Annotated in this window: 19 protein-coding genes; 5 read left to right on the plus strand and 14 right to left on the minus strand. The window is 42.5% G+C overall.

What is annotated here, in order from left to right; all coding sequences use genetic code 11:
* Positions 1-3: 3 nt before the first annotated feature.
* Positions 4-966 (minus strand): helix-turn-helix transcriptional regulator, encoded by a 963-nt coding sequence (locus AS29_RS03970; protein ID WP_035409520.1) that lies wholly within the window; start codon positions 964-966, stop codon positions 4-6.
* A gap of 493 nt (positions 967-1459) precedes the next feature.
* Positions 1460-3175 carry an acetate--CoA ligase gene (acsA, locus tag AS29_RS03975; protein WP_035409522.1) on the minus strand — a complete coding sequence of 572 codons (1716 nt, stop codon included), beginning with the start codon at positions 3173-3175 and terminating at the stop codon, positions 1460-1462.
* A 457-nt stretch (positions 3176-3632) separates the two neighbouring features.
* Between acsA and AS29_RS03980 the strand changes: the two genes are divergently transcribed.
* The 3 genes from AS29_RS03980 (at position 3633) to AS29_RS03990 (ending at position 6151) form a co-directional block, all read left to right on the plus strand.
* Positions 3633-4265 (plus strand): GNAT family N-acetyltransferase, encoded by a 633-nt coding sequence (locus tag AS29_RS03980; RefSeq protein ID WP_035409523.1) that lies wholly within the window; start codon positions 3633-3635, stop codon positions 4263-4265.
* 69 nt (positions 4266-4334) lie between these two features.
* A complete protein-coding gene (locus AS29_RS03985; protein ID WP_035409526.1) occupies positions 4335-4979 on the plus strand; it encodes an acetoin utilization AcuB family protein in 645 nt (214 codons plus the stop codon).
* Positions 4976-6151, plus strand: coding sequence for an acetoin utilization protein AcuC (locus AS29_RS03990; protein WP_035409922.1), 1176 nt, complete (start codon positions 4976-4978; stop codon positions 6149-6151). The genes AS29_RS03985 and AS29_RS03990 overlap by 4 nt, the downstream gene beginning before the upstream one ends.
* A 48-nt stretch (positions 6152-6199) precedes the next feature.
* Here AS29_RS03990 and ccpA read toward each other — a convergent pair whose 3' ends face one another.
* The 5 genes from ccpA to AS29_RS04015 all read right to left on the minus strand — a co-directional run bounded on the left by ccpA (position 6200) and on the right by AS29_RS04015 (position 10453).
* On the minus strand, positions 6200-7201 hold the full coding sequence (ccpA, locus tag AS29_RS03995) for a catabolite control protein A (RefSeq protein WP_035409528.1): 1002 nt from the start codon (positions 7199-7201) through the stop codon (positions 6200-6202).
* A 241-nt stretch (positions 7202-7442) separates the two neighbouring features.
* On the minus strand, positions 7443-8519 hold the full coding sequence (locus AS29_RS04000; RefSeq protein ID WP_035409530.1) for a bifunctional 3-deoxy-7-phosphoheptulonate synthase/chorismate mutase: 1077 nt from the start codon (positions 8517-8519) through the stop codon (positions 7443-7445).
* A gap of 598 nt (positions 8520-9117) precedes the next feature.
* On the minus strand, positions 9118-9447 hold the full coding sequence (gene ytxJ / locus AS29_RS04005; protein WP_035409532.1) for a bacillithiol system redox-active protein YtxJ: 330 nt from the start codon (positions 9445-9447) through the stop codon (positions 9118-9120).
* An 86-nt stretch (positions 9448-9533) separates the two neighbouring features.
* Positions 9534-9986, minus strand: coding sequence for a YtxH domain-containing protein (locus AS29_RS04010; RefSeq protein ID WP_035409534.1), 453 nt, complete (start codon positions 9984-9986; stop codon positions 9534-9536).
* Between the two features lie 29 nt (positions 9987-10015).
* Positions 10016-10453 (minus strand): DUF948 domain-containing protein, encoded by a 438-nt coding sequence (locus AS29_RS04015; RefSeq protein WP_035409537.1) that lies wholly within the window; start codon positions 10451-10453, stop codon positions 10016-10018.
* A gap of 219 nt (positions 10454-10672) precedes the next feature.
* Here AS29_RS04015 and AS29_RS04020 point away from each other — a divergent pair, with 219 nt between their 5' ends.
* Positions 10673-11791 (plus strand): aminopeptidase, encoded by a 1119-nt coding sequence (locus AS29_RS04020; RefSeq protein WP_035409924.1) that lies wholly within the window; start codon positions 10673-10675, stop codon positions 11789-11791.
* Between the two features lie 183 nt (positions 11792-11974).
* Here the strand turns inward: AS29_RS04020 and murC are convergent, their stop codons facing one another.
* From murC to AS29_RS04050, 6 genes are all read right to left on the minus strand, one after another.
* A complete protein-coding gene (gene murC, locus AS29_RS04025) occupies positions 11975-13273 on the minus strand; it encodes a UDP-N-acetylmuramate--L-alanine ligase (RefSeq protein ID WP_035409540.1) in 1299 nt (432 codons plus the stop codon).
* 275 nt (positions 13274-13548) lie between these two features.
* The gene (locus AS29_RS04030) at positions 13549-16263 is read right to left on the minus strand and encodes a DNA translocase FtsK (protein ID WP_035409542.1); all 2715 of its coding nucleotides are present in this window, start codon (positions 16261-16263) and stop codon (positions 13549-13551) included.
* A gap of 634 nt (positions 16264-16897) precedes the next feature.
* On the minus strand, positions 16898-17503 hold the full coding sequence (gene ytpR, locus AS29_RS04035; RefSeq protein WP_035409544.1) for a YtpR family tRNA-binding protein: 606 nt from the start codon (positions 17501-17503) through the stop codon (positions 16898-16900).
* 1 nt (position 17504) lies between these two features.
* A complete protein-coding gene (locus tag AS29_RS04040) occupies positions 17505-18323 on the minus strand; it encodes a DUF1444 domain-containing protein (protein ID WP_035409546.1) in 819 nt (272 codons plus the stop codon).
* A gap of 24 nt (positions 18324-18347) precedes the next feature.
* Positions 18348-18662: a thioredoxin family protein gene (locus AS29_RS04045; protein WP_035409548.1), complete on the minus strand. Its 315-nt coding sequence runs from the start codon at positions 18660-18662 to the stop codon at positions 18348-18350.
* A gap of 77 nt (positions 18663-18739) precedes the next feature.
* Positions 18740-19240, minus strand: a complete 501-nt coding sequence (locus AS29_RS04050) for a hypothetical protein (protein WP_035409549.1) — start codon at positions 19238-19240, stop codon at positions 18740-18742.
* 140 nt (positions 19241-19380) lie between these two features.
* Here AS29_RS04050 and AS29_RS04055 point away from each other — a divergent pair, with 140 nt between their 5' ends.
* Positions 19381-19821 (plus strand): YtoQ family protein, encoded by a 441-nt coding sequence (locus AS29_RS04055; protein ID WP_035409551.1) that lies wholly within the window; start codon positions 19381-19383, stop codon positions 19819-19821.
* A gap of 41 nt (positions 19822-19862) precedes the next feature.
* Here AS29_RS04055 and AS29_RS04060 read toward each other — a convergent pair whose 3' ends face one another.
* Positions 19863-20393: a DUF84 family protein gene (locus AS29_RS04060; protein WP_035409553.1), complete on the minus strand. Its 531-nt coding sequence runs from the start codon at positions 20391-20393 to the stop codon at positions 19863-19865.
* Positions 20394-20413: the final 20 nt, after the last annotated feature.

Here is a 20413-nt window from a genome sequence, read left to right on the forward strand (position 1 = left end):
TTTTCATACTTGATGAAAATTTATTAATTCCGACAGAACTTCAATAAGTCTTTTCTTAAGACTTATTGGCTCAATAACTTTAATAGATTTATTGTACGGTAAAAGTAAATAAGGTACATACGTATGGATCACATCTTTTTCAAGAAGAAAGACTGCTTGATTTGAAGTCCGTTCTTGTAAATAATGTCCTAAAAACCAATGTTGGCAAATATCAGCCAACACACTTTTATCCCCATTAATAACTAAAGAAATAATCCCTTCCTTATCGTCTATAGCTGGGAGAAGGCTTTTTATAAAAAAGTCACGTGCTGAAAAATTTTCTGGCCGGTTAAACTTATTTTCGGTGAGCATTAGACTCTCGATTCGATCTACTCTAAAACTACGGATATCATTTCTAAGATGACAAAATGCAATCACATACCACTTATTATTCCAATAGATAATTCTATACGGATCGACCAATCTATCATTTAATTGCTTTTCGCCACTTTTATGGTAAAGAATTTTTACAGAGTACCCGTCAGCTACGGCCTGCTCCAACTCCTTCAAAAAAGGTTCCATAGAGAGTGAACTTAATTGACTTATTACTTCAAGACTAGTTAAATGTTGGTTTATCTTTGTTTCCTGCTCTTGATTTGAGTATTTACTTAGTTTTGAAATAGCCCTATTTAGTGCTTCACCTCCATAATATCCGGCTTCTTCTGCAAAAACAGCAGCGTGAAATAGTGAAGTTTGCTCCTCAAAATCAAAAAAAAGAGGCGCCTCAATAAAATTGTTCAATAAAGTGTATCCACCGTTATGTCCTGGTTCTGAAATTATAGGTACACCACTTGTTGAAATTGTATCAATATAACGATACACAGTCCTTATATTCATCTCTAACTTTTCTGAAATTTGCTTTGCAGTAATTTTTTCACCTGAACGAAGCATCCATAGAATCGCTAACATATTGTCAATTTTAGGCATATACTTCCACCTCTATATGAGATTATTTCCTGTTATTTTTAGTATAAATCATCAACTGTTCTTTTCCGATAGCTTGATATATAATGTGGCCCATCCCCGGGCTGGTTTTCTTTAAAAGGGCAGCTTTTTGATAGAGGGGTCTCGTTGCAGTTTGGAGTCATTCAACTTGTGATGGAGGATCGTGTTAAAGAAGAGTCGGACATATCCAATTGTCTGATGGATGTGCGTTGGATGGAAGCTATTTTACGTGGACAAATACATACAATAGTCATTGTGAGGATATTTTGCGGTTAGGTATTCAATAAGAGAAGCAACAGTCTTGGCTTTCTTTAATATAGAGAAATTAGGCTCTTCCTCTAGACAAAACAGCTTAGCTGTAATCTCATTTAAGACCACTGAACCTTTCTTAACGTGTTAAAAACAGGAGAATCGTCAGGAAAATAGGCATAGCGCTGTAAATCCGTATTTTCCTGACGGTATCCCTATTATGCAATTAGTCTTCCATTGTCGACAAATCACCTGCTGGCAGATCCAGCTCCCAGGCCTTCAATACTCTGCGCATGATTTTTCCGCTTCGTGTTTTAGGAAGCTTATCTTTGAATTCAATTTCTCTTGGGGCAGCATGTGCAGCCAGACCTTTCTTTACAAACGTCCGGATTTCCTCGCTCAATTCATCAGATGGCTCATAGCCGTCTCTTAATGCAATAAATGCTTTTATGATTTCTCCGCGCACAGGGTCGGGCTTGCCGATTACCCCGGCTTCTGCGATTGCCGGATGTTCAACCAGCTTGCTTTCTACTTCAAACGGGCCTACGCGCTCCCCCGATGTCATAATTACATCATCAATTCTTCCCTGGAACCAGAAGTATCCGTCTTCATCCATATAAGCGGAATCCCCTGATACATACCAGTCGCCGGGCATAAAATAGGATTCATATTTTTCCTTGTTGTTCCATATCGCATACATCATGGAAGGCCAGCCCTTTTTAATTGCCAGATTTCCCATTTGATAGGCAGGCAGTTCATTCCCCTGATCATCAACAATGGCCGCCTTGACTCCTGGTACCGGTTTTCCCATTGACCCCGGCTTAATTTCAAGACTCGGGTAGTTGCAGATGGTTTGGGCTCCGGTTTCCGTCATCCACCACGTATCATGAATTCTTTGGCTGAATACTTTTGTTCCCCACCGTATTACCTCCGGATTGAGAGGCTCCCCGACGCTTAATACGTGGCGCAGGCTGCTGAGATCGTAGTTTTTGATCATTTCATCCCCTGCCCCCATCAGCATTCTGAAGGCTGTCGGAGCACTGTACCAAACCGTAACCCCCAGATCCTCAATTGTCTGATACCAGGCTTCCGGTTGGAATCTGCCTCCGACTATAACATTTGACGCACCGTGCAGCCAAGGTCCGAAAATCCCATAGACGGTACCCGTTACCCAGCCTGGATCAGCTGTGCACCAATATACGTCATCTTCCTTCATATCAAGAACCCATTCAGCTGTCTGATAATGCTGGATCATGGCCCGCTGAACATGAAGGACACCTTTTGGCTTCCCTGTAGAACCGGAAGTATAATGAAGGAGCATGCCGTCCTCAGCATCCAGCCACTCTGTTTCAAAATCCTTGCTTGCCTTTTCCATTTCCTTTTGAAAATGGATGAAGTCGCCTTCGACCGTCTCATCTCCTACTAGAATAATGTGCTTTAAATCCGGAAGCTCATCATGAGGAATCCGATCAAGCAGGTCAGGTGTCGTCACAATGACCTTAGCACTGCTGTCAAAAAGACGGTCCTTCACCGCGCCCTCCATGAATGCTTCAAATAGCGGCCCGACAATCGCTCCTGCTTTAATGGCGCCAAGAATGATAAAGTAAAGTTCAGGTGTTCTCGGCATAAAGACGAAAACCCGGTCGCCTTTTTCAACATTGGCCGCCTGGCGGAGTACATTACCAGCCTGATTAGATAGATCCTTCATTTCTTTAAACGTATATTTTTCGTTTCGGGAAGGGTCTCGATAATAAAGCGCAACTTTATTCTTCCGATGGGTCTCTGCATGACGATCAATTGCTTCATAGGCTGCGTTTAATTTTCCCGTTTGATGCCAGGAGAAATTCTTCTCCGCATCTTTCCAGTTAAAATTCTCATACGCTTCATCGTAGTCTTTTAGATTATGATTACCCTTCGACGCTGGCAGCGCTTCCAATTTCATCCCTGAATCCCCCTCTGTTCTTGATTCAATATTTATTATAGTATACGAGTTGATTTTTCTCAATTTTTAAATAATATCAATATGAAAACGCTTTACTATTTGTAGTATAATAGAAGGAAGTTTGAACTTAGCTTTAACTTAGGCTCTGTTAAAGTCTTGTGTTGATTTTTAACACCTGTTGATTGGAGCGGAAGGCGTGAGACTCCTGCGGGAGCAGCGGGACAGGTGAGACCCCGCAGTCGCGAAGCGAGGAGGAGGCTCACCGCCCGCCCCGCTGGTCGCTGAGCGCCTGCAGCGAAATTCAACAGCCAAATTTAACTTTAACTTAAACAATAGCGGCTAATTTTGCCTAACAGGGCTTCTGCCGCTATAAAGAATGGGTTACAAGGAAACCTTAATAGACCAATTCTTCGAAAAAACCTACTATTTAATGATGCAGAAAGAGGCGGGTGACCGAATGGAACATAAAAAAACCTATAATGCCATGGAATTGAAAACTCCTAACGGCTCTCTTATAATTGAAGGCCCAATTGCATCCGGTAAACTGGCAGACTATGAATTTCACAGAGATTTAGTGGCTTTCAGACCTCCAGGGCAGCAGCATAAAGCATTAATTGAAATAGCCCATTTGCCCGAGGGAAGAATTCTCATTGCCCGCCATAAACATACAATCGTCGGATATGTAACGTATCTGTACCCGGACCCTTTGGAGAGATGGTCAGAAGGAAAGATGGAAAATTTGATTGAGCTTGGTGCCATTGAAGTAATTCCAGAGTTTAGAGGATGCGCGGCCGGAAAAAACCTTCTGAGAGTGTCGATGATGGATGACAAAATGGAAGACTACATCATCATCACAACAGAATATTACTGGCATTGGGATTTAAAAGGAACAGGCTTAAACGTTTGGGAATATCGTAAAGTAATGGAAAAAATGATGAATGCCGGCGGACTTGAATGGTTTGCAACGGATGAACCGGAGATCAGCTCCCATCCTGCCAATTGCTTAATGGCTAGGATCGGAAAAAGAGTCGTTCCTGACTCCATTCAGAAATTTGATAGACTTCGCTTTAAAAACCGTTTCATGTACTAGGGTAAATTCTCATTTTCTATCAATTTTTCAGAACACTGTAAGCCAAGGCAGCAAAGGGGATGGAATTGCATGATTGTCGATCAGATCATGAACAAAAAGGTCATCACACTTAATCCAGGGGATACATTAGCAAAAGCAATCGATGTGATGAAGAAGGAAAGAATCCGGCATATCCCAATCGTTAATGAAAATGGGTCACTTGCCGGGATTGTCTCAGACCGGGATGTTAAAGACGCAAGCCCTTCAGTATTTCAGCTAATCGAAAAAGTGGACGAGTTAGACCAGCCGCTCGAAAATATTATGAAGACGGATGTGGTAACAGGACATCCGCTCGATTTCGTTGAAGAAATTTCATCTATCTTTTATGAACGGAAAATCGGCTGCATGCCTATATTAAAAGCAGGTAAACTTACAGGGATCATTACCGAATCAGACCTGCTTCATACTTTTGTTCAGCTTACGGGAGCAAATCAGCCGGGATCGCAAATAGAGGTAAAAGTGCCGAATCGGGCAGGGTTGCTATCCGAAGTATCAGGCATTTTTCAGCAGCGCAATATTAATATAGCAAGCGTCCTCGTTTATCCAGATCGGGATGAGCACTTTAAAATCCTTGTATTCAGGGTGCAGACCATGAACCCTACTGGCATTATTTCTGATTTGGAGGCGGCCGGTTACCATGTTTTATGGCCAAATATGCCGGAGATGCCGTTATGAAGGACTCCCTTTTTGTATATTCTGAGGATTACCTGAACTATCAGTTTAACCAGCATCATCCATTTAACCAGCTTCGTGTAAAACTGACATTGGATTTGCTAAAGAAAATGGGGAAAATCGATGACAGTATGATTATTCCCGCAAGGAAAGCTTCAGCTGAAGAACTTGCATTGATTCATGACCGGAAATATATTGAGGCTGTACAAAAAGCAGGAAAAGGAGAATTAGGAGAAGAGGAAGCAGGTAATTACGGGATTGGCACAGAGGACACGCCGATCTTTGCAGGAATGCATGATGCAAGTGCAGCGCTAGTGGGAGGTACGCTTGAGGCAGTTGATGCCGTAATGTCCGGAAGAGCGAAGCACGCTTTAAATTTAGGAGGCGGGCTGCATCATGGGTTCCGGGGGAAGGCTTCTGGATTTTGTGTTTATAACGATAGTTCAGTAGCCATTAAATATATGCAGGAAAAATACCAGGCAAGAGTTATGTATGTAGATACGGATGCCCATCATGGGGACGGAGTCCAATGGACTTTTTATGATGATCCGACTGTTTGCACATTATCCTTGCATGAGACCGGGCGGTATTTATTTCCCGGGACAGGAAATGTGACAGAACGCGGGCATGGGGCTGGATACGGCTATTCCTTCAACATCCCTCTTGATGCGTTTACAGAAGATGAATCCTGGCTCGATGCCTACAGAAAGTCATTTCGGGAAGTTGTCAAATTCTTTAAACCGGATGTTATCTTTTCACAAAATGGTGCCGATGCACATTATCTAGACCCGCTTACACATCTTTCATCAACGATGGACATTTACAAAGAGATTCCAAAGATTGCTCACGAACTGGCTCATGAATATTGCGATGGCAGGTGGATTGCCGTGGGCGGCGGCGGTTATGATATATGGCGGGTCGTTCCAAGAGCCTGGGCCATGGTTTGGCTGCAAATGCAAAACGAGATCCCTTCAGGTCCTCTTCCCCAGGATTGGCTGGATGCCTGGCAATCCCAATCACCAGTTCCTCTTCCTTTGTGCTGGGAAGACCCTAGGCCCCTTTACAAACCGATTCCCCGCAAATCTGAAATTGAAGAAAAGAATGCGAACACGGTTGCTAAAGCGCTGCAAATCATACAGCAAAATCAAATGACTAGGAAAAATGTTAATGGATAATGTAATCCAATCAAAAAGGCACCTTAAAATAGGTGCCTTTTTGACTGTTTATTTCGTTGACTGGCGCACTTCAATGCGGTGCGGAAGTTCAACTGCTTTTTCTTCAACTGTTTCTTTGTTCATTAGCTTCGTCAGTAAACGCATAGCAACCGCTCCAATGTCATAAGTCGGCTGGACGACTGTCGTAAGCTGCGGACGTACCATTGTAGCTAGACGTGTATTATCGAATCCGATGATTTCTACATCAGCAGGAATGCTGCGTCCACGATCTTGGGCTGCATGAATCACACCTAATGCCATTTCATCTGTACCTACAAAAATCGCTGTAGGCTTGTCTGATAATTCCTCGAGTTTTTCATACGCCTCAATCCCTGAGTCGTACGTATAATCTCCCTCAGTAACGAGATTTTCGTCAAATGAAATTCCTGCATCCTTAAGTGCACGCTTATAGCCGTTTAGCTTCTTTTCACGATTTGTCGGCTCTTCTAATGGACCTGAAACATAGCCGATCCGTTTGTGCCCTTTATCAGCAAGCATAGTTACCGCATCATAAGCACCCTGTTCATAATTAATGTTAACGGAAGGTGTTTCGTTTTCCATGTCTATAGAGGCAGCAAGTACAATAGGAACAGGAGAACGCTTGAATTCTTCGGTATGGGCGCTTGTAACGTTTCCGCTCATAAACAGAATTCCGTCCACTTGTTTTCCAAGCATTGTATTAAGTAAATGAAGCTCTTTATCCTGATTTTGATCCGAATTGCTTAAAATAATATTGTACTTATACATCGTTGCAATGTCTTCTATTCCTCTAGCCAGTTCTGCATAAAAGATACTGGAAATATCCGGAATGATTACACCTACTGTTGTTGTCTTTTTGCTTGCCAGGCCTCTTGCGACTGCGTTCGGGCGATAGCCTAGACGCTCAATGGATTCGAGCACCTTTTTTCTTGTTGTAGGTTTTACGTTTGGATTGCCATTCACGACACGTGATACGGTTGCCATTGATACATTTGCTTCCCGCGCCACATCATATATGGTGATATTGCTCATTTTTATACACTCCTTTAACTTGCCTGCATGTCCTGTTTATATGTAGTATGAGCAACTTGACAAAATAATAGTATCATCGCTCTATTTCTACATTCATGTACCTAATCATACGATACAATGAAAGCGTAAGCAACGAATTTACACCCTTTTAACATGGATTTTGAATACTCAGTTTCATTAAGCGCTTACTTATGCTTAACAAAAAGAAACAGCCTGCTCAAGAACAGGCTGTTTCCCATTATTATGCTTTTACTTTCACCATTGGTCTAAGTTCAGAAATCCAGTGGTTGAACTCGTCGATGTTCATTTGCTGGGCAGAATCGGAAAGGGCTACGGCCGGATCAGGGTGAACCTCTGCCATTACTCCGTCTGCTCCAATTGCTAATGCAGCTTTTGCTGTTGGGAGAAGAAGATCTTTTCTTCCTGTAGAATGCGTTACATCTACGAATACAGGCAAGTGGGTTTCTTGTTTTAAAATCGGAACGGCTGATATATCCAGCGTATTGCGGGTTGCTTTTTCATATGTGCGAATACCGCGCTCGCATAGAATGATCTGATCATTTCCCTGGGCAATGATGTACTCAGCAGCATTCATGAATTCCTGCAGGGTAGCAGCAAGGCCTCTCTTAAGCAAGACAGGCTTGCGAACGGCACCGGCAGCTTTAAGAAGTTCAAAGTTCTGCATATTGCGTGCACCGATTTGAATGACATCTACATAATCAAGAGCGATTTCGATATCTGCAGGATTAACAATTTCACTGATTACAGCAAGATCGTATTCATCCGCTACTTTTTTAAGGATTTTCAAGCCTTCTAATCCTAAGCCCTGGAAATCGTATGGGCTTGTTCTTGGCTTGAAGGCACCGCCGCGCAAAATTTTAATTCCTTGTTTTTTAGCAGCCTCAGCCACTGCTGCAACCTGCTCATAGCTTTCAACCGCACACGGCCCAACGATGAAGGATTGGCCTCCATCCCCAATTGGCTCGCCTTTTACCATAACAACGGTATCTTCAGCCTTTTTCTTTCTTGATACAAGAAGCGCTTTGCTGTGATCGTCTTCCTGCAGCTCTAATCCCGCTTTGAAAATTTCCTTGAAAATATGCTGAAGAGTAGACTGTTCAAAAGGTCCGTCATTAGACTCAAGAATTTGGTTAAGCATTTTGCGTTCGCGCACCGGGTCATAACGATTGACACCCTGTGCTTCTTTTGCTTTTCCAATCTCTTGAACCAGTCTGCCCCGTTCATTGATTAGTTTAAGAATTTGAAGATTGATCTCATCTGCTCTTTCCCGGAGTGCTTCTAATTCTGCGTGACTCATTCTACTCATCCTTTCGCTGTATCTTATATTACGCAAGTTATGAATCGCTATGTTCACGCCCGCGTTTCTGATTAGTGTTTATTATAAACAACTTTACTCTCTATGTCACGAAAAAATTCTTTAACATTTAAACGCTTTTAAGCGATAAAGCATTTTATGTAAATTAGAGAAGATACGTGCCTATTTATTTTTTAGTTCTGTTATATTGGGGCTGTTGATTGCAGCTAGCAGGCAATCGTTCCAATCTACAGTTGCAAAAAATTAACATAGCCAAAAATTAAAAAAGAGGCTTTCCAATAAGTCCGATTTAAAGCTTCTAGACCTTTTTACCTTTTTTTGCTTTGGCTGATTTCCGCTCCAGGCTGCTTGCTTATCCTTGGGCGGGCGGTGAGCCTCCTCAACGCTGCGCGTCTGCGGGGTCTCACCTGTCCCGCTGCTCTCAGCTCGGAGTCAAGCACCTTCCGCTACAATCAGCCATACCAAGATTGTTCAGAAATACGTGCAAAAAAACCCCTTGGAAGCTCCATACACGAAGCACTCAGGGGGTTTTTGGTTTCCGTTATTTCCTCTCTTATGGACTTTTCAGACAGCCCCTTCCTTATAAGGATGATGCCGCTTTTTTGAGTGAGTCTGCGGTAATATTCCAATGGGATGCATTCCATACTGCCGAACCGTGATCGATTAAAATAGCTTGGGGTGATTCATGCTTAATTCCCAGTTTCTCTGCTATATAGGCTGAAAGTTCTCTTGATTCCTGTACATGAAGGTAAAACGATTTCAAGTCATTCTGAGAAGAATCGAATTGGGAAAACTGCCTGAAAGCTTCTTTGCTGATTGGACACGTCAAACTATGCTTCACAAATAAAAATTGATCATGGGTTTGAAGCAGGCTTTCAAATTCACTGATTTCCTTAATCTGTTCTTTCACTTTCTTTGCCTCCTTTTATATAAAAAACCGGCAGAAGTCTTCCTGCCGATTTTAAACGTTAACCTTTAAATTTCCCTTAAAGAGGATTACTTTGAAGAGTCTTTTTCCGCAAATTCGCGGGCTTCCTGCAAAACGTTCTCCTGGGAGTCAAATGCTGACGTACGGGATGATGCGGCTGCTTCTTCAGCCAGTTCATCAATCGCTGATACTTCTGCATTCATTGGATCCTGTTCAGGCGTTTTGTCTCCGCTGCGGATGTCTTTCACTTTATTCATAATGGAAGAAGACTGGCTGCTGACCGTCTGAGACAGAGAAGCTGTTTTTTCCTTCGCCTTATTCGCCCATTCGCTGCTTTTGCCCAAAGCATCATTCGTCATTTTATTCGTTTTTTCTGCAACCAGGTTCGCCTGGCTTCCGAGGTCATCTCTTAAATCCTTACCGGATTTGGGAGCAAGCAACAGGGCTGCTGAAGCTCCAACGATTCCTCCAATAAGGGTGCCGATCATAAAATCTTTACTATTGATCCCATCTTTGCTCATCCTGATTCCTCCCCATTTTCAATATCTGTTTAGTTCATAGTTGAAGTTTTTGATCTTTCTTTTTTCACTTTCCATTTCTGCCAAATGTCCATTGCTGCATTGCTCCATTGAACAACCTGTGAAATCTGTTCTTTGTTTTTATCCAAACCGTTTGAAACGGAGGTGGATACATTGCTTACAGAACGATTAAGCTGCTGAAGTGACTGTCCTACTCCCTGCACAGCATTAACAACTGTGTTCAGCTTTTCAGATTTCTGCTGAATGTCGTTGGCGAGCAAATTGGTTTTATGTAGGAGTTCTGTCGTTTCTGTCGTAATTCCCTGAACTTGTTTTTCCAGCCCTGACATAGTCCCTGCTACATTATCTAGTGTCGCCTGCACAGATTTCAGTGTTTTGGATACAAAAATAACAAGCACTGTAAAGGCGATTGCTATTAGTGCGATGCTTAAATACAAGATGATTTCCAAGATAGGGCACCTCCCATGAATTTAATAACCATTTACCCGTCACATGACATTATAAACATTTAAAATACTTTCTATTAGCCAATTCTACATACCGCACCTCATTTCCTACCCCGGACAAAAATTTTTTAGAAACCTGGCGGGGAAAGGCAGAAAATTTCAATTTTTGGAGTTTTTTCAGGTAAAATGGGAAAGAACACAAAAAAATTGGGGGTTGTTGCAATGAAAGATCCGCGAATACAGACACTGGCACATAATTTAATTCATTACTCCGTCAGACTTCAAAAGGGTGAAAAGGTGCTGATTGAAAACTTTGGTCTTCAAAGAGAGCTTGTGACTGCACTTGTACAGGAAGCCTATGCAGCAGGAGGCCATCCATTTGTATTGCTGAAGGATCAGCAGGTGGACCGTTCTCTTCTTATGGGTGCGACTGAGGAGCATTACTCAAAAATTGCCGAGTATGAAGCCAATGTTATGAAAGACATGGACGCGTACATTGGGCTCCGCTCAGGAAACAATATTAATGAACACGCTGATGTACCGGATGAAAAAATGAAGGTTTCGAGCAAAACACTAGGCAAGAAAGTACATAGTGAAATAAGAGTTCCTAAAACGAAATGGGTCGTACTCAGATATCCGACCGCTTCCATGGCCCAGCTAGCGAAAATGAGCACAGAAGCTTTTGAAGACTTCTATTTTGATGTATGCAATCTTGACTACAGCAAAATGGATAAAGCAATGGATGCATTAGCCAGTCTGATGAATCAAACAGATCAGGTCCGTTTAACAGGTCCTGGGACTGATCTATCATTTTCCATTAAAGATATCCCAGCTGTTAAATGTGCGGGCCATTTGAATATTCCGGATGGGGAGGTTTATTCTGCTCCAGTAAAAGATTCAGTTAATGGAACGATTTCTTATAATACTCCGTCGCCATACAACGGCTTTACCTTTGAAAACGTGAAGCTTACTTTTAAAGACGGGAAGATTGTTGAAGCGTCTGCGAATGATTCAGAGCGTATTAATCAAATCTTTGATACGGATGAAGGAGCACGTTTTGTAGGCGAATTTGCAATTGGCGTAAATCCATATATCCTTCACCCGATGCAGGACATTCTGTTTGATGAAAAAATCGACGGCAGCTTCCACTTCACACCTGGCCAATGCTACGATGACGCGTTTAACGGCAACCATTCTAATATCCATTGGGATATGGTCATGATTCAGCGTCCGGAATACGGAGGCGGAGAAATTTATTTTGACGATGTTTTAATCCGCAAAGACGGCCGATTCGTAATCCCTGAACTGGAAGGATTGAATCCGGAGAATCTTAAATCATAATCCTGTTTAAAGGTTCTGCTTAGAGGAACCGATTGAAATTGAAACCCCCGGGACGCTGTGTAAGAGCATTCCGGGGGTTGTGTTTTTTATATTGGCATTTTAAAAAATATGGTTAGGCTGATTGGAGCAGCCTGCAGAGAAAATCAGCCTAACCTTTCTAATTTTTAAACAGAGAGAGCAGTTTTAGGCCAGTACATTTTCATATGCGCGCTGATATTTTTGAATATCTCCTGCACCCATGAAAACAAGCACGCCGTTCTCATGCTTTTTCAGTACATCCATTTCAGCTTCCTGAATTAAAGAGGATTGATCGATTTTCGCAATCAAGTCGTCAATGCTTAACTTGCCGGCATTTTCACGGGCAGACCCAAAAATATCACATAAGTAGACGTAATCCGCTTTTTTCAGACTGTCCGCAAACTCCTGCATGAAGGATTGGGTGCGGGTGAATGTATGCGGCTGGAAGACCGCGATGACATCACGATCCGGATATTTTTGTCTCGCTGCTTCGATTGTTACCTTGATTTCAGTAGGGTGATGGGCATAGTCATCAATCAGCACCTGGCTGCCGATCACTTTTTCATTAAACCGGCGCTTTACACCTTCGAAGGTAAGCAAGCGCTCCTGAATAATTTCCACATTCACTTCTTCGTAGTGGCACAGAGCAATGACTGACAATGCATTCAGTACACTATGATCACCGAAGCCTGTAATTTTGAAAGAGCTGTAGAAGGTATTCCTTACAAATACATCAAAGCTCGTTCCATCCGTACTTTTCACAACATTTCTAGCCTGAAAATCGTTTTGCTCTCCGAATCCGTAGTAGACGACCGGTACTTTTGCCTGAATTTGCTGCAAATGCTCATCGTCTCCGCAAGCAATGATCCCTTTTTTAACCTGCAGGGCCATTTTCTGAAAAGCATCGAACACATCTTCAATATTTGCAAAATAATCAGGGTGATCGAAATCGATATTTGTCATGATGGCATAGTCCGGATAGTAAGACAGGAAATGTCTGCGGTATTCGCAGGATTCAAAGATAAAGTATTTACTATCAGGGAGCCCTTTACCTGTACCGTCTCCAATCAGGAAAGAGGTTGGCTCAGCTCCCTGAATGACATGTGACAGCAGCCCGGTAGTGGAAGTTTTTCCATGAACTCCAGTAACTCCGACGCTCGTATACTTATTCATAAATTCGCCGAGGAAACGGTGATAGCGAATAACCGGAAGACCCAGATTCATTGCTTCTGCAATTTCAGCATGGGTATCAGGAAAAGCGTTTCCTGCTATGATCGTAAGTCCCGGTTTAATGTTTTCTTTATCAAAAGGGAGAATTGTAACCCCTCTGTCTTCAAGTGCTTTTTGAGTAAAGATCGTTTTGTCAATGTCGGAACCCTGAACCCCGTACCCCATATCATGGAGAATCTGTGCCAGTGCACTCATTCCTGTTCCTTTAATTCCAACAAAATGATAAACAGTCATAATTGAACCTCCAGCAACGTCTATCTGTATGTTGATTTTACTTTGGGCATGCGCCCGCAGCTTTTTTACAGTATATGACGTTCATCTAATTTTGCAACCGCTCCATTCATCGTTGATATTCTCGTCGATAACGGAGTGATATTTTCTCGTTTTTACTTGTATTGCCCTAACCTATCAAAAGTAACCCTAACTACTATAAGCCTCTTTTTATGCAGTGTCAATTTCCCGCAGGACCTATTTATCCCGCGGATTGTTTGATTATCCCAATTATGGAATTAAAGGAGATTGCTTTCCTGGCCAGGCAGTAAATCATCTTCAGAAATTAAAATATCGCGCGGACGGCTTCCTTTTGCTTCTGAAATGATTCCTTGCTCTTCCATCATGTCAATCAGACGGGCCGCACGATTATATCCAATTCGAAAACGCCGCTGGAGGCTTGATGTCGATGCTCCATTTTGTGTGACAACAAACTCGCATGCTTCTAAAAATAAATCATCCTCATCTGCCTGAATGGATGATTTTTTCAAAAATTCCTCCTGGTTAAACAGATATAACGGATCCATTTGTTTTTTTACATGAGCAACAACCTGCTCCATTTCATCATCTGAAACAAAATTTCCCTGTACTCTTAAGTGCTTTGACGTCCCATTTTCAAGGAACAGCATATCCCCTCTGCCCAAAAGCTTTTCTGCCCCTCCGACATCAAGAATCGTTCTGGAATCCACTTGTGATGAAACAGAAAAGGCAATTCTTGTTGGGATATTTGCTTTAATAAGTCCAGTAATGACATCTACAGAAGGCCTTTGAGTAGCAACAATTAAGTGAATTCCGCAGGCACGCGCTTTTTGAGCAATTCTGCAGATGGCTTCTTCCACTTCCCCCGGAGCTACCATCATCAAATCGGCGAGCTCGTCAATCACAATGACGAGATATGGCATGTGTTCACCCTGATTATGAGTTTTCACCAGTTCATTGTACCGGCTGATGTCTCTCACACCGGAGTGTGCAAACAGCTCATACCGTCTTTCCATTTCCTCAACGGCCCATTTTAATGCACCTGTAGCCGCTTTTGCATCCGTAATAACGGGACTGACTAAATGAGGAATCCGGTTGTATGGAGCAAGCTCCACCATTTTTGGATCAATCAGCAGCATTTTCACCTCGTGCGGAGTTGCTTTATACAGCAGACTGATCAGCATTGAATTGATGCAGACGCTTTTTCCAGATCCTGTAGCTCCCGCAATTAATCCATGCGGCATTTTTTTCAAATCTGTTACAATGGGCTGTCCTGAGATATCAAGTCCGAGTGCCACTGTAAGAGGAGAAGGATTGTTTTTAAATTCCTGTGACCTAATGATTTCCCTTAAAGAAACCGTTTTGCTCTGAAGGTTCGGAACTTCAATTCCGATTGCATTTTTTCCTGGAATTGGAGCTTCAATCCGGATATCCTTTGCTGACAAGCTAAGTTTAATATCATCTGACAAATTCGTAATCTTATTTACTTTTACACCAGGTTCCGGCTGAACCTCGAATCTTGTAACCGAGGGTCCTTGTGTAACATGAACCACCTTGGCCCTTACGTTGAAATTCTTTAGCGTGCTATCCAGAAGTTCCCGCTGCGAGTCAAGCCACATCTGATCATTTGAAGCCTCTTTAGGAGGTATGCTCAGCAAATGAAGCGACGGAAAAAGATAAGAGCCCTCTTGAGCACGGTCTTTTATCCGATTGCGGTCCCGATTCAGCATGAGAACGTTGTATGGAACAGAAGCAGATGCAGACTTTCTTTCTGTATTTAATGGTTTTACGGAATCAGATTGCAGCGGTTTAGGTGCATCCGGTTCTGTATACATTGATGTTTCTGGTGCCTGCTCCGGCTCTGCAGTAAATGAATTTCGCACTTCTTCAAGAGCTGGATCAGCTATTTCAGCCATTTCCTTTTTTTGAATAGAGGCTGGCTCTTCCATTAAAATAGGAATCTCCTTTGCTGCAGGGTCAGCTGCGTTCTCTATTTCATCGAAGCCATTATGCACGATTTCAATATTTGATCCGGTGTCCTCCTCCTCAGCAAAATATAGAGGTTCGTGGAGTTCTTTTACCAAATCTTCTTCCATTTCATCGTCTTCTTCTATAAGAAGAACGGATTCATCTTGCTTCTCCAAAACCTCTTCTTTATTTTCTTTTGAAACAAATCCAGAGTTTATATCCTCTGCAAAAGAAGTCTTTTGTCCATTCATTTCGAAAATTGGGTCCTCATGGCTCTTGGAAAGGGTTCCCATGTCCATTGCAAGCGGTGCTTCTTCAGACTTATCATCTTGAACATGCGGCGGGTAATCAGGAATCGGATTGGTCCCTTTAGCATAAAATTCTTTCTTATCAGAAGCGACTTGCTTTTGAGCAGCCTCAGCTGCTCTTTTTTTATAAAAAGAAGAACTGTGCATGGATAGCTTGCGAAGGGTTTCTTCTTCATCCATCCTGCTTTCAGCAATGGTTTTCTCTCTTATTTTATATGGAAGAGACTCCATTTCCGACCTCTTGCGGAAACCATAAATGGGAGATGGAATGATGGTCGGCTGGAAAGGCTTCTTCACACTTTTCGTTTCAGGCTCTACTTTTCTTATTGCTGCCGGTTTTGAAACAGTTGCAGACGGTCTAAACCCTTCATCCCTTCTGCTAATCTCTCTCGTTCTTTCCGAAGGAGAATGGATAGGTTTGGCAGTAACGGGCCTTTGTGGCCTTGCCTGACGCTTCCGCTCATCCGGAATCGCAGGAAACCGAAAATTTCCGGCCGGATACTGATAAGCAATTTTCGTTTCGTACTGATTTCCGGATGCCCGCACATTTTTCGGCGGCGCCAGATGATGAGATTGCTTGCTTTCACGCTTTATTTCTTCTACATTTTCTTCATCGTCTACTCTTACATACTCCACAACTTCTACAATTTCTTCTGTTTCACCAAAAAGAAACTGTTTAAATTTTGACATCCAGCTCATTTCATTATCACTCTTTCAGCATCATGTTGTTTGTTCATCTTAATAGAAGCCATGTTTCACCGACACTATTATTTTTCAAAGGTTTACACCACAAAGTTTATACCCTATTGAAAGGAGTTATATTCATTCATTATTCATTTTTAGAAGCAGAACCCAGGAAAGCTTGTCCATTCTGGTTACAGATTTTGATGGCATGCTTGCGCGATGAGCCTGGAAGCAGGACGCAACGCTTTTAGCTGAACTTCCTTGGTTGAAGCCGGGTATTGAACTTAGTTTTGGTGTCTAGCTCCGTCGGCAGCCTCTCTGGGTCGTAAACCACTCATCATTCTTTTATAAGTAAGGCTATGTTACAGAATTCTGTTGATTTTTCAACACCTGTTGATTGGAGCGGAAGGAGTGAGACTCCTGCGGGAGCAGCGGGACAGGTGAGACCCCGCAGCCGCAAAGCGGCGAGGAGGCTCACCGCCCGCCCAAGGATAAGCGAACGCCTTAAGCGGAAATCAACAGCCAAGTTTTAACAGTGCTATAAGTAAAAAAGCCACTGGATCTCTTCATCCTAGTGACTTTTATCTTATCATAAATTTCGATGTAAAATATGGTTTTCAGTGGGTTCAATCGTTATTCAAGGGGCAAATTACTGAAAAAAGTTCTCTCCAGGAGTCCTGTTTTCTTCAAGGACTAAAATTCCTTTTTCCTGTGGTGCATCCGGAAGGTCCAATTCACGTGCTGAGCAGATCATTCCGCTGGAAGGAACACCTCGCAGTTCAGCATCCTTAATCATCATTCCGCTCGGCATCACGGCGCCGACTTTAGCGACCACTACATGTTGGCCTGCTTCTACATTCGGTGCTCCGCAAACGATTTGAAGCACTTCTGTTCCTATATTTACCTTGCAGATATTCAGCTTATCGGCATTTGGATGCTTCTCCTTGGAAAGGACGTGTCCGACAACAAATTTAGGGGAGAAATCCACGCTCAGGCGCTCATCAAAACCATTTTGGGATAAGCCTTTATTAATATCTTCCACAATTGCCTCTGTTAATTCGACTGGTCCTGCGCCATTCACGGCTATGTATTTGGATGCGTTGAACAGATTGTAGCCAGCGAGCTCATTCGATTCCGCATCAAAGATTTTTACTGCATCCTGTTTTCGTTCAAATGTCCGGTTTTCACGCGGGATATCATTGATAAAAACAAGCAGGGTATCGCCTACGCCTTCGCGGTTATAAAAAACATTCATTTTATTCTTCCTTTCCGTCTTTCGGTCTATTTGCTCTGTTTTTCCCCAGAATAAAAACAGGTTCCAATTCGCCTTCCTCATATAAGAAAGACAACGCGGTAATCGGGACCCGGCCGCTTGCAAAAAAGCTCATTGTCATTTGGGCGAGTATGTCATACCCCACCTCATTTTGAACGTCAGCAATAATTAAAACATCCTGGTGCGGCAGTGCCAAAGCCATTGTACCAGAAATTCGTTCTTTAAACGATTCAAGTATGGAGTCATTTAAAACCCGGCTTGCATCATATCCGTCATTGGCTCTGAAAAAGTAAAACGTATTGCCCGCCACCTGATCTTCTTTTACAGAAGGAGCTAACGATCTTAGGTTAAAAAATGCCGTTTCTTTTATTCTTTTACGGTTCCATCCCTCTTTTTCCATCATAGCAGCATCAATTAGCCGATACGTTTTTCCCATATCGAGTGCATAGAAAATTCTTGTTTCAGCTGTATGCTCATCAAAAAGCAGCGGGATGTCCTCGCTTGATTTTTCTGGAAAAGAAGTAGAACGGATAACCGGAAAAATTGACTTTTCCTTTCCTTCCAAACCGCTTTCTTTTTTCATAGCAAGCAGTGCTTCCTCTACATGATAGATGACCTCTTCTATAGCCTTGTCCTTTTCTGTTTCATAACGGGCTGCAATTTCATTGAGCCCGATTGTTATTCCTTTTTTGATAGCAGGATCTTCTATTCGAAGCGTTTCTTTTTCACGGTCATAATGAAATGACCATTGATGGCTGCTCAGCTTTTCTTCTATTAGTTGCGAAAGTTTTCTTGGCTTCATCCGCGGTATCCTCCCGTCAGCCGATTATTGAATTGAATTCAGGAATTCCTGGATTTGTTCAATTGTTTTTCGGTCTTTACTTACAAAACGCCCTGTTTCCTGTCCCTTACTGAAAGCGACAAAGCTTGGTATACCAAATACACTCAGCTCCGCGCAAAGATCAATGAATTCGTCCCGGTCTGCATAATAAAATGTAAATGCCTGATTATCCTTTTCAAGCTCTGGAAGAAAAGGATCAATCACCCGGCAGTCCGGGCACCAGTCTGCTGAAAACATAAGCACTGTATTCTCTTTTTGAATGATTTCTTTATATTGTTCCATAGATTGTAATTTTTCCATTAGATGATCCTCCGATTTCTAGATTTCACATAGTTGAATCATACCAGAAAAAAGAGGCTTAAATCCATCCGCATGTTTCATTGGATGGATTTAAGCACCTTCATCATTTGGCCCGCTGCTTCTGGAACCTCTTCTTTTTTAATTAAAGCGGTCAGTTTATTTCCGCCGATCCCTGCTATTGCTTCATATTCTTTTCCCTTTGTATTTCGAACGAAAAGGTAGCCGAACTCTCCATCCGCGTTAAATGTTTTATCAACAAGCCTTTTCTTGTATTCCTTGCGAAGCAAATCGTAGGAAGCTTTACTGTCTTTTCGTTCATTTTTATTTATGAAAAGCAAAAACTTTTGCCCTCCCTTAGTCAGGATTGCATTGTTCGCCTTCTTAGAGGAGATGCTGTAATTTTCCGGCAAGTAAAATGAACCGCTCTCAATCTTTTCATTTGGCTTTTGAGGCTTCTCACCAAAGCTTTTTGAGGCACTTTCTTCGGCCTGCTTTTTCATTTCCTTATCAGAAATTCCGCCGCAGCCTGCAGTAAGAGCAAGTAAAATAACGGTTAATAGGCTTATCCACCTCTTCATTGCTTGACCCTCCAATCAAATATCAATTACGTGCTTACCTATACCATTCCCATTTTAAGGATAAACCTCCCTTAATTTCGGTTTTTCTTCATCGCGGCTAGGGTATTGACAGGTAGAATCTGATTATTGGGGGAATTGATATGAATATTCATGTCTATTTGGCTGGAGAAATCCATAGTGACTGGAGGACCGAGCTGAAAGAAAAAGCAGCTCACTTGCCTATTACATTCACTGGCCCAATGGAAAATCATGAGCGCTCCGACCAAATCGGCGAAGAAATTTTAGGGAAGCAGCCTGATTCAATTTATAAAGATGAAGCCGCCTCCCGAATTAACAATTTGAGAACGACCTTGCTGCTGAAAAAAGCGGATCTTGTCATCTCCTTATTTGGTGAATCCTATAAGCAGTGGAATACCGCTATGGATGCAAGTGCCGCGATTGAAATGGGCAAGCCGCTTATATTAATTAGACCGAAGGAGCTGCATCATCCTCTTAAAGAACTTTCCAGCAAAGCAAGTGTCACTGTTGAAACTGTTAGCCAGGCCATTCAAATATTGTCCTACATTTACGATAAGGAATAGTTGATCAATAGCTTTAAATGATAAAAGCAGGCAGCTCTCTACTAAAGAGACTGCCTGCTTTTTTCGTATTGATATCTGCCTGCAAGCAGTTTTACAACGTGGGCAAACATTTCTGCCCTGTCTACCGCTCCGTTTGTGAAGATTCCCATTGCCCCTTCATTTTTCCCTGTTTCCGTCCGGTGAGCAAATTCATCCATCACATCACTTAGTTCTCTGCCCTTTACAAGTTCCGCGCCGATCTCAAGAGGAAGCTGAATCCGGGCTCCGCCGGCAACGATTGGCTGAGAAAGACTTCCATCTGTTAACGCTCCCCAATTGCAGAGAAAGAAGCCGAAGGAGGTTTCAACGACTCCGCCTTCCAGCCCAATACCAATATCAGCTCCAGTTTCTTTTCTGGAAGCCTCGGCCCGGTTGATGGCTCCCTTCATCGTTTCTTCATCTGAAAAAGGCTGGCTGGATACGCCTGACGAAACATCAGCTTCAATGAATTCCTGTATTAAATCAATTTCTGCAAAGGCCAGTTTTACAGCTCTGACCTTTGCCGGATTGGTTGTCCCGATGCTTACAATCATTTTTTTCCCTCCATGTACAT

The organism is Bacillus sp. SJS (genome assembly GCF_000732485.2).
In the GTDB taxonomy this organism is placed as follows: Bacteria; Bacillota; Bacilli; order Bacillales; family Bacillaceae; genus Metabacillus_B; species Metabacillus_B sediminis.

What these genes read in the sequence shown, in the direction of transcription:
- AS29_RS04060 (WP_035409553.1), bottom strand. Translation starts at nt 20,393, where the DNA reads ATGATTGTAAGCATCGGGACAACCAATCCGGCAAAGGTCAGAGCTGTA.
- AS29_RS04040 (WP_035409546.1), bottom strand. Translation starts at nt 18,323, where the DNA reads ATGAAGCCAAGAAAACTTTCGCAACTAATAGAAGAAAAGCTGAGCAGC.
- AS29_RS04020 (WP_035409924.1), top strand. Translation starts at nt 10,673, where the DNA reads ATGAAAGATCCGCGAATACAGACACTGGCACATAATTTAATTCATTAC.
- ytpR (WP_035409544.1), bottom strand. Translation starts at nt 17,503, where the DNA reads ATGAATGTTTTTTATAACCGCGAAGGCGTAGGCGATACCCTGCTTGTT.
- AS29_RS04045 (WP_035409548.1), bottom strand. Translation starts at nt 18,662, where the DNA reads ATGGAAAAATTACAATCTATGGAACAATATAAAGAAATCATTCAAAAA.
- AS29_RS03985 (WP_035409526.1), top strand. Translation starts at nt 4,335, where the DNA reads ATGATTGTCGATCAGATCATGAACAAAAAGGTCATCACACTTAATCCA.
- AS29_RS03990 (WP_035409922.1), top strand. Translation starts at nt 4,976, where the DNA reads ATGAAGGACTCCCTTTTTGTATATTCTGAGGATTACCTGAACTATCAG.
- AS29_RS03980 (WP_035409523.1), top strand. Translation starts at nt 3,633, where the DNA reads ATGGAACATAAAAAAACCTATAATGCCATGGAATTGAAAACTCCTAAC.
- AS29_RS04050 (WP_035409549.1), bottom strand. Translation starts at nt 19,240, where the DNA reads ATGAAGAGGTGGATAAGCCTATTAACCGTTATTTTACTTGCTCTTACT.
- ccpA (WP_035409528.1), bottom strand. Translation starts at nt 7,201, where the DNA reads ATGAGCAATATCACCATATATGATGTGGCGCGGGAAGCAAATGTATCA.
- AS29_RS03970 (WP_035409520.1), bottom strand. Translation starts at nt 966, where the DNA reads ATGCCTAAAATTGACAATATGTTAGCGATTCTATGGATGCTTCGTTCA.
- acsA (WP_035409522.1), bottom strand. Translation starts at nt 3,175, where the DNA reads ATGAAATTGGAAGCGCTGCCAGCGTCGAAGGGTAATCATAATCTAAAA.
- AS29_RS04030 (WP_035409542.1), bottom strand. Translation starts at nt 16,263, where the DNA reads ATGAGCTGGATGTCAAAATTTAAACAGTTTCTTTTTGGTGAAACAGAA.
- AS29_RS04010 (WP_035409534.1), bottom strand. Translation starts at nt 9,986, where the DNA reads ATGAGCAAAGATGGGATCAATAGTAAAGATTTTATGATCGGCACCCTT.
- murC (WP_035409540.1), bottom strand. Translation starts at nt 13,273, where the DNA reads ATGACTGTTTATCATTTTGTTGGAATTAAAGGAACAGGAATGAGTGCA.
- AS29_RS04000 (WP_035409530.1), bottom strand. Translation starts at nt 8,519, where the DNA reads ATGAGTCACGCAGAATTAGAAGCACTCCGGGAAAGAGCAGATGAGATC.
- AS29_RS04055 (WP_035409551.1), top strand. Translation starts at nt 19,381, where the DNA reads ATGAATATTCATGTCTATTTGGCTGGAGAAATCCATAGTGACTGGAGG.